The sequence below is a fragment of the Bacillota bacterium genome (assembly GCA_009711825.1).
Taxonomy (GTDB): domain Bacteria; phylum Bacillota; class Proteinivoracia; order UBA4975; family VEMY01; genus VEMY01.
Window position 1 is genome coordinate 82302 of record VEMY01000008.1, and the last position, 14699, is coordinate 97000.

The 14699-nt window shown below is 51.9% G+C and carries 14 protein-coding genes and 1 CRISPR repeat array; of the genes, 1 reads left to right on the forward strand and 13 read right to left on the reverse strand.

Annotation, left to right across the window (positions count from 1 at the left end):
- Positions 1-147 precede the first annotated feature (147 nt).
- The gene (locus tag FH749_03905) at positions 148-1932 is read left to right on the forward strand and encodes an LPXTG cell wall anchor domain-containing protein (GenBank protein MTI94621.1); all 1785 of its coding nucleotides are present in this window, start codon (positions 148-150) and stop codon (positions 1930-1932) included.
- 112 nt (positions 1933-2044) lie between these two features.
- Here the strand turns inward: FH749_03905 and FH749_03910 are convergent, their stop codons facing one another.
- From FH749_03910 to FH749_03970, 13 genes are all read right to left on the reverse strand, one after another.
- Positions 2045-3190 (reverse strand): sensor histidine kinase, encoded by a 1146-nt coding sequence (locus tag FH749_03910; GenBank protein MTI94622.1) that lies wholly within the window; start codon positions 3188-3190, stop codon positions 2045-2047.
- Positions 3162-3842: a response regulator transcription factor gene (locus FH749_03915; GenBank protein ID MTI94623.1), complete on the reverse strand. Its 681-nt coding sequence runs from the start codon at positions 3840-3842 to the stop codon at positions 3162-3164. Before FH749_03915 ends, FH749_03910 begins: the two co-directional genes overlap by 29 nt.
- A 187-nt stretch (positions 3843-4029) precedes the next feature.
- A complete protein-coding gene (locus FH749_03920; GenBank protein MTI94624.1) occupies positions 4030-4218 on the reverse strand; it encodes a conjugal transfer protein in 189 nt (62 codons plus the stop codon).
- A gap of 59 nt (positions 4219-4277) precedes the next feature.
- A complete protein-coding gene (locus FH749_03925; GenBank protein MTI94625.1) occupies positions 4278-5048 on the reverse strand; it encodes an ABC transporter permease in 771 nt (256 codons plus the stop codon).
- Positions 5049-5807: an ATP-binding cassette domain-containing protein gene (locus FH749_03930; protein ID MTI94626.1), complete on the reverse strand. Its 759-nt coding sequence runs from the start codon at positions 5805-5807 to the stop codon at positions 5049-5051. It abuts the gene before it with no gap.
- 14 nt (positions 5808-5821) lie between these two features.
- Positions 5822-6172 (reverse strand): DUF1048 domain-containing protein, encoded by a 351-nt coding sequence (locus FH749_03935; protein MTI94627.1) that lies wholly within the window; start codon positions 6170-6172, stop codon positions 5822-5824.
- A gap of 9 nt (positions 6173-6181) precedes the next feature.
- A complete protein-coding gene (locus tag FH749_03940) occupies positions 6182-6529 on the reverse strand; it encodes a DUF1048 domain-containing protein (GenBank protein MTI94628.1) in 348 nt (115 codons plus the stop codon).
- Positions 6526-6852: a PadR family transcriptional regulator gene (locus FH749_03945; GenBank protein MTI94629.1), complete on the reverse strand. Its 327-nt coding sequence runs from the start codon at positions 6850-6852 to the stop codon at positions 6526-6528. Before FH749_03945 ends, FH749_03940 begins: the two co-directional genes overlap by 4 nt.
- A gap of 162 nt (positions 6853-7014) precedes the next feature.
- A complete protein-coding gene (locus tag FH749_03950) occupies positions 7015-7848 on the reverse strand; it encodes a CPBP family intramembrane metalloprotease (GenBank protein MTI94630.1) in 834 nt (277 codons plus the stop codon).
- A 104-nt stretch (positions 7849-7952) separates the two neighbouring features.
- Positions 7953-8330 (reverse strand): response regulator transcription factor, encoded by a 378-nt coding sequence (locus FH749_03955; protein MTI94631.1) that lies wholly within the window; start codon positions 8328-8330, stop codon positions 7953-7955.
- Between the two features lie 64 nt (positions 8331-8394).
- Positions 8395-9213, reverse strand: coding sequence for an ABC transporter permease (locus FH749_03960; GenBank protein MTI94632.1), 819 nt, complete (start codon positions 9211-9213; stop codon positions 8395-8397).
- A gap of 21 nt (positions 9214-9234) precedes the next feature.
- The gene (locus FH749_03965) at positions 9235-10137 is read right to left on the reverse strand and encodes an ABC transporter ATP-binding protein (GenBank protein ID MTI94633.1); all 903 of its coding nucleotides are present in this window, start codon (positions 10135-10137) and stop codon (positions 9235-9237) included.
- A 156-nt stretch (positions 10138-10293) separates the two neighbouring features.
- Positions 10294-13812, reverse strand: a complete 3519-nt coding sequence (locus FH749_03970) for a PAS domain S-box protein (GenBank protein ID MTI94634.1) — start codon at positions 13810-13812, stop codon at positions 10294-10296.
- 260 nt (positions 13813-14072) lie between these two features.
- A CRISPR array of direct repeats spans positions 14073-14698; the repeat unit is 29 nt; unit sequence GTTTCAATCCACGCGCCCGCGGGGGGCGC.
- Position 14699: the final 1 nt, after the last annotated feature.

Genomic DNA, 14699 nt, shown 5'->3' on the forward strand with positions numbered 1-14699 from the left:
TCATAATTGTACAAATAAAGAGAATTACCCGATATTACTTAACATTGTTTGATGCTGTTTTGCTATTCATTAGCGGAAAGGAGTTGTTTAGTAGCGTCAAGCAGTTGGACAGCCCCTAAGTGAATATTTTAATAAGGAGGAATCGAGTTGAAAAAGATCCTGACTCTTGCCCTGGCCTGCTCCCTGGTTGTCGGCCTGTTCGGTGTACTGGGAGCGGAGACCGAGACCGTGACTGATCTCTATGTACTGGAAGACGGCAGCAGCACAGGTGGTGAAGCGATTGAACTTGAGCTCACAAACACAAGCGATGAAGCAATAGAGATTACTGATCTCGAAATCCAAGTTACGATTCACATTGACGGTGCCCCTGATGTGGTGTTCAGCAGAACTAAGCTGGATTCAAAAACAGGGGATGTGCTCTTTGACGGCGAAGACAGCATCACCATCAACGCTAAGGAAACGGAAACCATTGCTGTGCTGGCCCCGGGCTTGCCTGACACCTGGCGCTCATTTGACACAGCCGACCACACGATGAAGATTGCGGCCTGGATCCAAATTGCCGATGTCGGCTGGCATCGCTTAGAAAACATTGCCGAACATACTATTACCCCCAAAGATCCGGTAAATTATGAACTCTCCCTGAGCACCGAGCCCTCAGAACCAGGCGATAGCATTTTCCTTAGACTGACCAATGACTCCGGCACCGACGTGACTATTTACGGTCCGGCAGTGGTACAGCCTACAGGAGAATGGAGCAATCAGGACGGTGAACAGCGGGAGCAATTCCCCCTCATAGGCGGAGAATCGATAGCAATTTCAAGCGGCGAAACCGTGGAAATTGTCGAGATTGAACCCGGTGCTCCCCAAAGCTGGCGCAATTTTTACGGGCCAAAGGTACTCAATCATTTGCAGATTTGGGTACAAACAGATGAAGGGTTGTGGCACTCAGAGGAAATTTGTCACCCGATAGTCGGGGAAGAAATTAGCGAGACGATCACTGGCTGGGCCAAGTTCACAGCTGACAATGAAGACGGTACAGCCACCATCACTGCCCGGGCGGACCATGCAGAAAGCCGCACGATAGTCACCGCTGAATGCTCCATGATTGACGAATACATTCTCGGGGAACCGGCCCGTGGCTTAACCAAAACCGATTTTCAGGTATTAGAACGCCTTCCCAATGGCGGCGAACGAACAATTGGCACCGTGCTCAGCGTCAGGGAAACAGAGCCCGGCCTCTATGAGTTAACCTGGAGCCATAACGATGGCACCCATGAAGTTTTTGTCCAAATTCTTGACCGAGAAAACGAACAGCTGGCTTACTACCTCAATTTTGACCGGGAACTCTATCCCGATGAGTTTGATTACGTTGACCCGGTCTTTGAAACACATATCTCCACACCTGTCAGGCCACTGGTTTCCAACTTGGTAGATGGCAGGTACCAAGCTACATTGGAATATCCTTCGACAAAACTGACCTTCAGCTCAGATAACGAACTGGATGCAGACATCAGCTTCCGGCGCAAGGGCAGCTCAGATAATCCGAACCCGGCCAACGCCAAGCCCGCAGGCATTTATATGGACATCAATGTAGTCCGCGGCGAACTGAACGATTGCGAGATCACCCTGGAAGTGAGTTATGACTTGGACGATATTCCTCCGGGCATGAATGAGACCCAACTTAGATTGTTCCGCTTCAATGAAACCAAGGAGGAATGGGAACTGCTCCCAGACCAGGAAGTAGACACCGAAAACAAGGTCATCCGCGTCAAATTGACCGGCTTCAGCGAGTTTGGAATCTTCGAAGTTGAAGCAGCAGACGAAGAAGATGAACTGGCCGAGACCGGAACCAATGTTTACTTCTATATCCTGCTAGGCCTGCTACTGGTCATTGGCGGCCTTGCCCTGCTACGTAACCGCAAGCTTGCTTAATTACAAGCTAATCCCTTCATTCCCTCAAGCCCCCATGGGGCTTGTTTTTTTCCAGCGAGACACAAAAGACCAGGGGCGACGGATACGATACGCTTCCGCTCCCCCTGGTCTTTTAGTGAACAAAACTTACCCTCAACCGCGTCCCCTGCCCGGGGGCTGCCTCCAGTTCGAAATTGCCGCCATTTTGCCTGGCCCTAGTAGCCATGTTGGCGAGACCGTGGCCACCTGTGGCAGTCTCCGGCTCAAAGCCCTTGCCATCGTCCTGAATAACAAGCTGTGCTCTGCCGGCGCCACCCTTTAAAGCCACTGACACCTGCTTGGCTTCAGCGTGTTTGTAGATATTGGTCAGGGCCTCCTGGGTGATTCGATATATTGCCACTTCCTGCTCCGGCGTCAGACCACCGTGGTAGTCCAAATCCAGGGTCAGTTCCAACTGCTGGCGGCGGGCAAAAAGGTCGCAATGCAGCTGCAACGCCTCCTCCAGCCCCTGGTCTTCCAGGGGTGATGGCGAGAGCTCCATCACCAGACGGCGCAGCTCTTTCAAGGTTCCATCTGCAGTTTGTTCTAAGTGCCCCAGTATCTCCAGTCCGCGGGAATTGTCTTCCAGCAATCTCTCCAACGAGCGCAGAGAGTAGACAATCCCATGCACCCCCTGAGAAATTGAATCATGGAGCTCCCGGGCCATGCGGTTGCGCTCCTCAGCCACTGCCAAGTTCCGGGCTGCCTCCCGGAGCAGTTCCTCCCGGGAGGCCAGTTCTGCCAAATGACGGTTTTCCATCTCCAGCCGCAACATCTGCTCCCGGATTTTATCATTGCGATAACTTATTACAGCGACAATTGCACCGAAAAGCAGTCCGGCAATCACGCCGAAAACCACATATAGTTGAAGTTGAGGGTCGGGGACAACTAACCCCAAGAAAGTAGCGATAATAAAAGCAAGGCCAAAGGTCCCAACGCTTACCACGGCAAAGCTGATCATAGCCCGGTGCTGATTATTTTTCATTCCCCACGCCACAAGACGCTGATCCAACAAGGTCGCGCCCATACTGGACAGACCGGAGCACGCCCCGGCAAATGCTGTGATGCCGGCGACAAAATAGACATTAGGCCAGGGCGCATCGTTAAACTGCAAAAAGATAATTGCAAACACCAGGCCAAAAAGACTGCCGGCGCCGGTGTTAGTCAGGATTGACCGTCTTAACTCTGACTTTCCACCCAGACGACGCTCGTCATTGCCCGCCATCGGATTCCACCTCATCAATCAGGTTTTCCCGCATCGCCAAGAGCGCCGCCTGGGTGCGGCTCTTGACATTCAGCTTCTGCAGGATATTGGCGACATGGGTCTTGACCGTCTTTTCGCTCACAAATAACTTTTCGGCAATCTCCCGGTTGCCCATGCCCCGGGCCACCAAAGTCAGCACTTCCTTCTCCCGAGCCGACAGGGGTTCGGGCAAACTGCTCTCCTTCTCAACAGGCGTGGCATCGCTACCTACATGTTGCAAAAGCTCAGCTGCCACTTGCGGGCCCAAGTAACTGCCACCGGCAGCCACTGCCCGGATCGCCGCCACCAACTCCTCCGGCTCCGCATCCTTCAGCACATAGCCGGCGGCGCCACTTTTCAGGGCCTGGTAAACCTTCTCCCAACTCCCAAAGGATGTGAGCATCAGCGGTCGCACCTCGGGCCAGCGGACCGTTATCTCCCGAGCTGTCTCAATCCCGTCCATGCCTGGCATCTGCAGGTCCAATAGCACCACATCCACCGGCTGTCCTTCCAAAAACTCTAGGGCTTCGGCGCCCCCATCCACTTCTCCCGCCAATTCCAGGTCGGAGTTGGTCTCCAGGAACAAGCGTACGCCACGCCGAAACAACGGATGGTCATCAACAATCAGCAATTGTATCTTATTACTCATAGAATAAATGCCTCCATCCCATGCGCCCCACACAGGGCACCAAGAATTTATGTATACTATTCCCCTTCTATACCGGTAAATCCTTCCTTAGTCTATTGCCGCATCAGACTTCCGTACATTAAAAGTCCCTGGCAACAGCCAGAGACTTTCACATAAACAAAGCCGACAACCCTGAAATTACCCACGGTTATCGGCTCTGCGTCTTAGCGTCTGGCTCTTTAATAACTGACATATGCAGTTCTTTTACATTGATTATCGTTTCCTGTTTGCACTTGGGACAAAATAGCGGGAAGTTTTCAAGCACCGTATCCTCACGCATCTTGACCCGTGTTTTGTTGCTACAGACCGGGCATAATATCCACTCGTGTTTAGACACTCTACCATCCCTTTGCTTGCTGTTTTTGCTGACTACGACCATGCTAATACCTGCAAACATTATGCTGCTTTCCGTTTGTATGCATGCATCGCAAACAGATACCCAATGACCAGTATCCCGAAGCACCACGCCAGCGCTACCCAAATATCATTTCCAACTGGTTGCCCCGCCAGGAGCGCGCGGATGGCTTCAACGATTGCAGTCACTGGCTGATTTTCGGCAAAGACACGAACAACTGACGGCATCGATTCGGTGGGCACAAACGCCGAACTGATAAAGGGAAGGAAGATCAGCGGGTAGGAAAAGGCGCCAGCACCATCCACCGATTTTGCCGACAGTCCAGCACTTGCCGCGATCCATGTCAAGGCCAGTGTAAACAGAGCGAGTATACCAGCAACAGAAAACCATGAAAATACTCCTGCCGACGAGCGAAAGCCCATCATGAGCGCTACGAGAATGATTACAATCACCGAAATTGCGTTGGAAACCAGCGAGGTCAGCACATGCCCCCACAGCGCAGCGGAGCGAGCAATCGGCATCGAATGGAAGCGTTCGAAGATGCCACTTTGCATGTCCATAAACAGACGGTAAGCCGTATAGGCTGTACCGCTTGCAATCGCAATCAGCAGGATGCCGGGGAGCAGGTAATTCACGTAGTTGTCCGTGCCGGTTTGAATAGCGCCGCCGAACACGTAGACGAACAACAACATTAGCGCAATCGGAGTGATGGCCACTGTGATGATTGTGTCCATGCTGCGGAAAATATGGCGCATGGAACGTCCAAGCATCACTCTCATATCGGTGAAAAAGTATTTCGTTGTTGCTTCCATTTACTTCTCCTCCCTTTTGCTGGTGATTGTAAGGAATATTTCCTCAAGGCTAGGCTGCTTTTCAATGTACTCCACTTTTGCATCCGGAAACAGCTTTTTAAGTTCTTCAAGCGACCCGTTTGCGATAATTTTGCCACCATGCAAGATGGCAATTCTATCAGCAAGCTGTTCCGCTTCTTCCAGATACTGTGTTGTTAGCAGGATTGTCACGCCACCGGCTGCTAGCTCTTTGACGGTTTCCCAGACTTCAAGCCGCCCTTCTGGGTCCAGCCCCGTTGTCGGCTCGTCGAGAAAAATAGTCTGCGGCGTCCCCACAAGGCTCATGGCGATGTCGAGCCGGCGGCGCATACCGCCTGAATAGGTGGAAACCCTGCGGTCGGCGGCATCGGTCAGCCGGAAGCGTTTCAGCAGATCGTCTGCAATCTGACGGGGATTTTCTAGATGCCGCAGCCTGGCGATCATAATAAGGTTTTCCCGTCCGGTCAAGATCTCGTCCACGGCAGCAAACTGCCCCGTCAGGCTGATAGACTGGCGTATAAGGCCTGGCTTTGAGGCAACGTCAAAGCCGTTAACGCTGGCAGTGCCTCCATCCTGCTTAAGCAGCGTGGTGAGAACTTTGACAATTGTCGTCTTGCCCGCGCCGTTAGATCCCAGCAGGGCAAAAATTTCGCCGCTCCGCACCTCAAAATCCACGCCCTTCAGGACTTCTGTGTCCTTAAAAGATTTCTGCAGCCCCTTCACTTCAATAGCTGTTTCCATCTGATAACCCCCCTTTACTTTGTTTTATCGGTGGCCTTTTTCATGGCCTTGTTTACCTCTTGATTAACAGATTGTTGATAGATGTCCGCGTAAGTTGGTGAATCCTTGATTAGATCATCGCAAAAGGCCGCCACGTCACTGCCCGTCACTTCCAGCACGCCTTTTCCCATGGCCACACCCTCTTCAAAGAGATCGACAATCCCCGAGAGCAAATCCGTGCCTTCGGTTAGCTCAACCGGGCCGACCTTAAAGAGATATTTTTGAATCTCTTTATAAACAATCTGATAATCCTGCGGGAGCGCTTTGACCCGCGCCACATGCGCTCGCCACTCTTTTTTGCCTTCGATGATATCTTGTATGCTCATTTTATCCTCCTATTTTCCCAATTTTTTTGCGATATTTTTGTTGAGCTGCTCACGCCACTTGTCGCGATAAGACTTTGCTCCTTCTTCGCCGGCCACCGCTAAACAGAAGCCTTTGATATCGTCACCAAAAACCTCTTGGACACTTTGGCCGTCCGCCGCCGCTTCTTCCAGCAGGCCAAGAACACCGTCAAGAATTGGCATCAGGTTGCGTCCGGTAAAATCTGAGTGCAGCCAGAGGTTATCATCAATTTCCTCCCAAGCCGCTTGATAATCAGCCGGCAGTTTTTTGACCCGCGACTCAAAAGCTTTAAACTCTTTTGTCATGTCATTGCCTGTGATTTTTTCCCAAAAGTTCATTGACTCTCCTCCTTTAACTCGTTAACTTTTGACTCAACAAACTCCCATTTTTGCCAGAACCTCCGGAGCTCCTCACGCCCCGCGTCGTTGAGCGTAAAAAACTTCCGTGGCGGTCCCTTATCCGATGGCTTTTTTGTGATCTCCACCAACTTGTTTTTCTCGAGTCGTACCAAGATGGTATAGACTGTCCCATCGACAACATCTGTAAAGCCAAGGGCGTTCAACTTCCGCGTAATCTCGTAGCCGTAGGTTTCTTTGCGACTGATAATTTCCAGGACGCAGCCCTCAAGCACGCCTTTGAGCATTTCCGTTAGGTTTACCAGAATAATTACCCCTTCCTATTCTGTATGACTGATATTGAGTATTACTTACTACTACTATATAGTAGCACCTAGTAGTCCGCTTGTCAACTGCGTGTGGCCACCAAACAACAAAACCCGAATCCTCCACATAAGGATCCGGGTCTATGTTGGTTTCACTGCCACTTAACTTACTTTATCCGCACCTTCTATTGTTGAACTCCGAGATTTACCCATAATCAAGGCGAAAACCAAGCCTATAAGAACAGCGGGAACACATTCCAACCAGTTATACAAACTTGTGCGGGTAATGCCGCTGCTTACCACCGTCAGGGCATAGGTATAAACCCAGTGGAAGAATATCGCTGAAAATACTGACCGATTGGTCCGCAGATAAACATAAGTGTAAATGAAAGAACTACTGGTCACCGACAGCAGAAAGGGTAAAAAGGGCATGCCGAGTTCAAACTGGGAACTGCCCACCGCATAAAACAGAGGAAGGTGCCATAATGACCAGATTAGACCGATAACCAGACTGGTTGTGTTGGCGCTGGTAAGCTTCAACATTCGTTTGATGGCAAATCCGCGCCACCCGAACTCTTCAGATACAGGCCCGAGAATAATCAGGGGCAGCAAAGTCGGCAACTGCAGCCAAAACTGCGCATAATCAAAGCTTTGGCCCGTGACCACATTGAGTAGTATCAAGGAAAATGTATAGTACGCGGCGATAGTCAAGATAAACAAAAACCATTTGCCACCAATTCCAACCTGCACAGAGGAGCGGAGCAACTCCCGGACACCCTTGCGCCCTTCATAGACAGCTGTCAAACCAATGCCGACCAGGGACGGTACAAAGCCCCCGATAATAAACGGTATAATCGCCCATATCGGCCCCACGGGGCCAACAGCAAAGCTGATAGTGGGAATCTTGAAAAACGCAATCGGTCCCCAAAACACAAAAAAGCTTAGAAACATTACTGTGCAGAAAAACACACTGACTTCCCTGAATTCTTTACGCATCTTAATCCTCCTAATCCGCGGACCTTACGTCCACGTCTACCTAAATATTCAACCCCGGCTCCCAAAATAGTTCGTAACCAAACTGAAATGAGAACCGGGAATAACTAGTTTGCTGCAGCTACTTTTCGGATTGTAGCGACAAGTTCTTCCGGCGGCGCGTCCTTCATCACAAACCCAGCGGCGCCACTTTCCAGGGCTTTAGCGAGTTTCTGCTTGCTACCCCGGGACGAAAACATCAGAATCCGGATCCCGGGCCAGCGGATAGAAATTTCCTTGGCCGTTTCTGCGCCATCCATCCCCGGCATCTCCACATCCAGCAAGACCACATCCGCGAACTGGCCAGCAAGGAACCGAATGGCTTCCTCACCGCTGCTCACTTCCCCAACCAATTGTATATCAGGACATGATTCCAGAAACAGCCGCACCCCGCGACGGAACAGTTTATGGTCATCAACTAACAACACGGTAATTTTCGCATCCATAATCTGGCCCCCTGCACCAGCATCCGTGTCGGACGACACGGATGCCAGTGATTTTAGCCAATCCCTATACTAGAATCAACGCGCCCAAGAGGTAGGGCAAGAGTGCGAGAAGAGCGAGGGCCGGATGGCCGCGGCGGCCACTGTTCTTGGAGTCCCAGGCAAAGAGCCAGGCGGCCAGGGCATAGGCGGCGATACCACCGACCAGGAGCACGCCGACGCCCCACAGGGGCTCATACAGGGTCTCCCGACCATAAGCGAGGCCCAAAAAGCTTTGCATCGCCCAGGAGGCGGGCAGCAAATGTCCGACCCGGACTAAAACCTCGGGCAGAATGTCGCCGGGCATCATCAGGCCGCCCAGCATCATCGAGGGCAGATAAGCCAGCTGCTGCCAGAGCACGGTCACCCGGCTGTTAGCGGCAATGACGCCGATTAAGGTGCCAACACCGCTCACTGCAAAGAGGAAGACAAAGAACACCAGGAAAAAGGCGGGCCACTCAGTAGGCAAGGGAGCGTCGAAGAATAATGGTGCGGTGGCGGTGACGATTGCCGCGGCGAGGGTGATGTGCAACGCGGTGGAGATGGCGGGAATCGCAAGCAGCGAGCCGACGGGCACACCGTTAATCCGGTAGCTGCGGAGGATCTCCCCTTCCTTGGCTTCCACCATCGGACCGGGCAGGCCCATGATGGTGCTGGTGAGGGCGGCAAAGACCACCATCGCTGGGACCATCTGCAGGCCGTAATCGGGATTGATGTCGGCCATCATCACGCCCATCAGGGCGAAGAAGCCCAGGGGCATCAGGTAGTTCATGATTAACAGGGTGCGGTTGCGCACGCCCAGGGAGAGTTCATAACCAAAGTGGCTGGCAAATGCTTTCATTATCATTACCTCCAAATATATTCTTGCTTACGCAGTTTCCCGGGTCAGTTCCAGGAATCGTTCTTCCAGTGAGGGGCGCTCCACCCGCAGGTCAATCAGCTCATCACCAGCGGCTTCAATATGATTGATGATTGTCGTGACCAGCGGTCCCGGCTTCTCGGTCAGATAGACATGGTATTCTTCTTGACGCAAAGTCTGGGTGATGCCGCTTAAGCTCACAGTCTCCAGACTCTCGCCGGCTGAGCGCACCGAAACCTTGGTCAGGCCCTGGCCGGTGGCGGTCAGCTCCCGGGGGGTACCGACGGCGACGATTTGGCCCCGGAGCATGATGGCGACCCGGTCGGCCAGTTGCTCGGCCTCCGCCATGTCGTGGGTGGAGAGGACAATTGTGGTGCCCGCTTCTTTCAGCTCCCGCATCAGCTGGTGCAGGGCCTGGCGGGTGGAAACATCCAAGCCGGCTGTGGGCTCATCCAGGAACACTACCCGCGGGCGATGGGCTACGGCAAGGGCCAGTTCCAGGCGGCGCTTCTGGCCGGTGGAGAGGGCGTGGTACTGGCAGTTCAACTTCTCGGCGAGGCCGAGGCGATCAAGGATGCCGTTTTCGACTGTAACGCCGCGGTAGTTGCCAAACAGGCGCATCGCTTCGGCGACGGTCATATTGCCCGGGAGCGCTCCGGTCTGGAGCTGCACGCCCACCACCTGGAGCAACTTGCGAAACTCCCGGCCCGGGTCGACACCCATCACCTGCAGGTTGCCGCTATCTGCCTTGCGCATCCCCTCCAGGCATTCCAGGGTTGTGGTCTTGCCGGCGCCGTTGGGACCAAGCAGACCAAAGATCTCACCCGGGCGCACCTGAAAGCTGATGCCATCAGCAGCGGTAAACTCACCATACTGCTTGCGAAAATCCTTAACTTCAACAGCAAATTTCATCTGTATTACCTCCAGCTCAATTTCTTGTCTTAATTATAGCCAGCCCCGGGTAAAAGATAATCGGGTAGAAGGCTGATTTACCCCTCGGCCAAAAGGCCTATTTTCCCACTAGTCCCTTGGACCGATAAAAAAAGACGCCCGTGTGGGCGTCAACCTTCAATCATTATCCAACCAGTCAGCAATAAACTTCAACAGTTTATCTTTCTTCACCGGCTTAGCCAAATGTGCATCACATCCGGCGGCCAGACACTTGTCGATATCCTCCTGGAACGCGTAGGCAGTGAGGGCAATTACCGGCGTGGGCTGCATGTCGTGGGTCGCCTCCCACTGACGGATCGTGGCTGTGGCCTCCAACCCGTCCATATTCGGCATCTGGATGTCCATCAATACCAAGTCATACTTGTTCTTCTTAAACATATCCACCGCCTGGACACCGTCTTCCCCAACATCCACAATCAAATCAGCATCTTGCAAGAAGCGCTGCATCAACAAGAGGTTATCAGGGGAGTCATCGACCAGAAGTAATCTTTTCTCACCTGCGACATCAGGTGCCGCTGTTTCAGCTGAATCTAATACTTCCGACGTCTGTCCATTTCCGGTTACAACCTTCTTAATTGCTCCAAATAGTTCATTGCGCTTGATTGGCTTACTTAGATAAGTTGAGATGCCCATCGCCCGACAGCGCTCCACATCAGTCAACTTCTGGTTGGAGGTGAGCATCATTATTGGCGCCTGCTCGGCATACCCCTTATCTATTATCGATTCTGCCACCTGGAACCCATCCATACCGGGCATCCAACGGTCCAAGACAATCAGCTGGTAGGGATTGTTGGCAGCCCGGGCCCGCGCCAGCTCCTTGAGCCCGTCTGAGCCGTTTTCAGCCTCAGCAACTTCAACCCCCTGACCAGCTAGGAGCTCCCGCACAATTACCCTGTTGGTGCTGTTGTCATCGATAATCAAGACCGGGCCATCCAGGCAAGCGGTCAGTGCCGGAGCAGGATCCTCCTGTGGCAATGACGGCAAGTGCACAGTTAATGTAAACGTGCTCCCCTTGCCAACTTCGCTCTTTGCGACAATTGTTCCCCCCATCAGCTTGGCCAAGCGTCGAGATATCGTCAGACCGAGGCCTGTGCCACCATAGTTGCGCTTCGCTGAAGTCTCAACTTGGGCAAAGTCCTTAAAGATGTTCTCCAATTTATCTGCGGGAATACCAATACCGGTGTCGGAAAGCTCAAAACTCACATGTCCGGTATCGCCTTCCCGGACCCGCAGGGTCACTTCACCCTGCTCGGTAAATTTAATCGCGTTACCAATCAAATTCACTAATACCTGACGCAGACGATTGGCATCGCCAATGCGTTTACGTGCCAAGTCGTTGGGAATATGACTGTTGAGTTCCAAATCCTTCTGATGGGCTGAGACGGCCATAAACTCTAGGGTGTCCTCCACCAGCGAAACCAAATCAAACTCACTTTCCTCTAACTTCAAATGCCCGTGCTCGATTCGAGCCATGTCGAGGACGTTGTTAATCAAGCTCAGCAAATGGTCGCCGGCTGTGCGGAGCACATGGACAAATTTCTTCTGCTCAGCAGTCATGGGCTGCTCCCACAGCAGGTCAGTCATGCCGATGATCGCATTTAGGGGTGTTCGAATCTCATGACTCATGTTAGCTAGGAACTGACTTTTAGCCGCATTTGCCGCTTCCGCCGCCTCCCGGCTGCGCACTATCTCGGTAATATCTTCATGGGTGACAATCACCCGACCATTGCCGAGGAATTCGCGGACCCTAGCAAAATACCATCGTGTCTCGGTCTCCAACTCTTCAGCATATTCGAGCGTAAACTCTTCTTGTTCCCCCCGAAGAACCCGTTGGATACCCTTGGCACCCGTCAAACCTACTTGCTGCATACACAAATCGGGATAGTTGCGTCCGATAAAATCAGTCTCACTTGCATCGGAGTAGCGACGGTAATACTGCTTCTGCCAGACCTTATTGGCCATGATTATATTGCCGTCTTCATCCAGCACCAGGACCTGCGCTGAAAGCCCGTTGGCAATGGAGCGGGCAAATTCCTCCGACTCCTCTAGTGCAGCAATCATTTCCTTTTGCTCAGAGATATCCGAGAATGTAATGACAGCGCCGGTAATAATATCATTTTCTATCATCGGGCAGGATGAATAACGCACATCAATGGCCCAGCCATCTTTACGCCACAAAACTTCATCCTCAATAAAAACATTTTTGCCGGTATACAGAGTCCCTCTTATTGGACACTGCTTTAGTGGATAGTCGGAGCCATCAGGGTAGGAATGGTGCAGCGTAATGTGCATCTCCTTGCCCAACAGCTCACCTTCAGTATATTGGAGCATATTGCAGGCGGCCTGATTTGCAAAAATGCACCGACCCTGATGATCCACGCCAATAATCCCTTCGCCAGAGGAGTCCAGGAGCAGACGAACATTATTAGCCAGTCGCTGATTCTCTCGACTCCTCATTTTCAATTCCTCTATTGCCCTTTTTTCCTCTGTCACATCGTGAATTATGGAATAAAGCACTTCCTGGTTTTTATGTTTAATTGGCCCGCTGTACACTTCCACATCCCGCAACTCGCCGTTAGCCAAATAGTGCTGGAAGGAAAAATGATTGCGCTTGAACTTAGCTGCCCGTTGCATTTCCTGTTTGACTTCTGCTTCCGACAAAGCATTTATATCCTGTATTTTTTTATCCCGCAATTCTTCCTTGGTATATCCATAGTATTTGCAGGCTGCCGGGTTGGCGTCAACTATCCTTCCTGTTTCCGGGTCAATCAACAGCATTACCGCATGGTTGTTCTTAAACAAACTCCGGTAGACGTCATGACGATTTTGAATAACCTGAGCGGCTTCCTTCTCCTCTGTGATGTCGTAGCAAAAGCCGATGTAACCGGCGAAATCCCCGGCAGCGTTATAGCAAGCATTCCCGTAATCTGCTACCCAGCGATATTCCCCGTCATGACGGCGCATACGATACTCCAGACGAAAGGGTTTTCTGGATTCTAAGCTACCTATGTAGTTTTCAATGACTGTATCAAAATCGTCCGGATGGATAACACCCTTGGTCCAACCATCGGCGACCTCTTCTTCCAGGGTCCGGCCCGTAAACACTAGCCAGGACTGATTGAAATAGTACATTTTCCCATTATTATCTGAACGCCAAACCATCGCCGGCAAATTTTCCACCAGCGTGCAATCAAAAACTGGGTCCTCAGCCTGCTCCCCAGCTCTTGTCAAAGCCATGGACATCACCAAACTGGCCTCCTTGGCAGCTTGCTGGAGTGACTCCGCATCAGAAACAGGCGCTTGCGATAAAAGCACACAAACACCAACAATCACTCCGGAATTATACAGAGGAAAGGCTACCGCTGTCTTAACCTTCAGATCAACGAAAAACTCATCTAAACCTGCAGGGTGAGAAGCAGCAGAAAGAACCGTGAACTCATCAAAAGCCAGTTCTTCAAAGTCAAGCTTATATATTTGCGAAGGTGAGATTCCCTGGGAACAAAAAACGGAGTTGTTTGTAAAGTCAATCACAACTCCGGAATCAAAGTCAGTGTTATTACAAAGAGAAGAGATGACCTCACGACAAAGAGCCTGAGGCCTTTGATTAAAGTTTAAGCCGGTCAAAAGATTAAACATAATGAACGTTCCTCACCCCTATTTATTTTTTTGCATTAAAGGTACTTCTTATTAAATAGGTTTTGCTAGTAAATGTCAATGTGTTGTGGATAAGTTATGCCTTTGTAATTTTGGTCACAATCTGAGGTATAACACGAGATAATTCACAGCCATGATTTTTTGCTTTATAAGCCGGGGACAAGAGACATCAAAAAAATAAGCTCCTGAGCGCATAGCATGCGGGAGCTAGACGGAATAGGAGTACACACCATGGATACCGATGTTCAATCCACGCGCCCGCGGGGGGCGCGACGTCCTCCGTTTATACCAGTCCTACACGTCTATTAGTTTCAATCCACGCGCCCGCGGGGGGCGCGACGTCTGTCTTGGGATATTCCCAAGTATTATAGTTGCCGTTTCAATCCACGCGCCCGCGGGGGGCGCGACCAGGTAAGCGGCTACGATCACACAACCACTTACGAGTTTCAATCCACGCGCCCGCGGGGGGCGCGACTCACGAAAACCGTAGAGGGTGATGGAGATGATTGTTTCAATCCACGCGCCCGCGGGGGGCGCGACGGTTGCGTTTACCTTGCTTGCTGTAGTTCACCTGGTTTCAATCCACGCGCCCGCGGGGGGCGCGACCGACCTTATGGATATGGGTGTCAAGGTTCACATCCGTTTCAATCCACGCGCCCGCGGGGGGCGCGACACGCAAAGTCAGGCGAGGCGCACAAATCTTAGTTGTTTCAATCCACGCGCCCGCGGGGGGCGCGACGCACAAATGGCAGACTCCATGGGGCTTATCACTGTTTCAATCCACGCGCCCGCGGGGGGCGCGACTTGAGCGCGTCCGTGATTTTATCGTCGGCGCTATTGTTTCAATCCACGCGCCCGCGGGGGGCGCG

Bases quoted from the DNA above. Each gene is read 5' to 3' on its own strand.
- FH749_03935 (MTI94627.1), bottom strand. From the start codon at position 6,172: ATGAGCATACAAGATATCATCGAAGGCAAAAAAGAGTGGCGAGCGCAT.
- FH749_03925 (MTI94625.1), bottom strand. From the start codon at position 5,048: ATGGAAGCAACAACGAAATACTTTTTCACCGATATGAGAGTGATGCTT.
- FH749_03950 (MTI94630.1), bottom strand. From the start codon at position 7,848: ATGCGTAAAGAATTCAGGGAAGTCAGTGTGTTTTTCTGCACAGTAATG.
- FH749_03965 (MTI94633.1), bottom strand. From the start codon at position 10,137: ATGAAATTTGCTGTTGAAGTTAAGGATTTTCGCAAGCAGTATGGTGAG.
- FH749_03960 (MTI94632.1), bottom strand. From the start codon at position 9,213: ATGATAATGAAAGCATTTGCCAGCCACTTTGGTTATGAACTCTCCCTG.
- FH749_03910 (MTI94622.1), bottom strand. From the start codon at position 3,190: ATGAGGTGGAATCCGATGGCGGGCAATGACGAGCGTCGTCTGGGTGGA.
- FH749_03915 (MTI94623.1), bottom strand. From the start codon at position 3,842: ATGAGTAATAAGATACAATTGCTGATTGTTGATGACCATCCGTTGTTT.
- FH749_03940 (MTI94628.1), bottom strand. From the start codon at position 6,529: ATGAACTTTTGGGAAAAAATCACAGGCAATGACATGACAAAAGAGTTT.
- FH749_03930 (MTI94626.1), bottom strand. From the start codon at position 5,807: ATGGAAACAGCTATTGAAGTGAAGGGGCTGCAGAAATCTTTTAAGGAC.
- FH749_03955 (MTI94631.1), bottom strand. From the start codon at position 8,330: ATGGATGCGAAAATTACCGTGTTGTTAGTTGATGACCATAAACTGTTC.
- FH749_03970 (MTI94634.1), bottom strand. From the start codon at position 13,812: ATGTTTAATCTTTTGACCGGCTTAAACTTTAATCAAAGGCCTCAGGCT.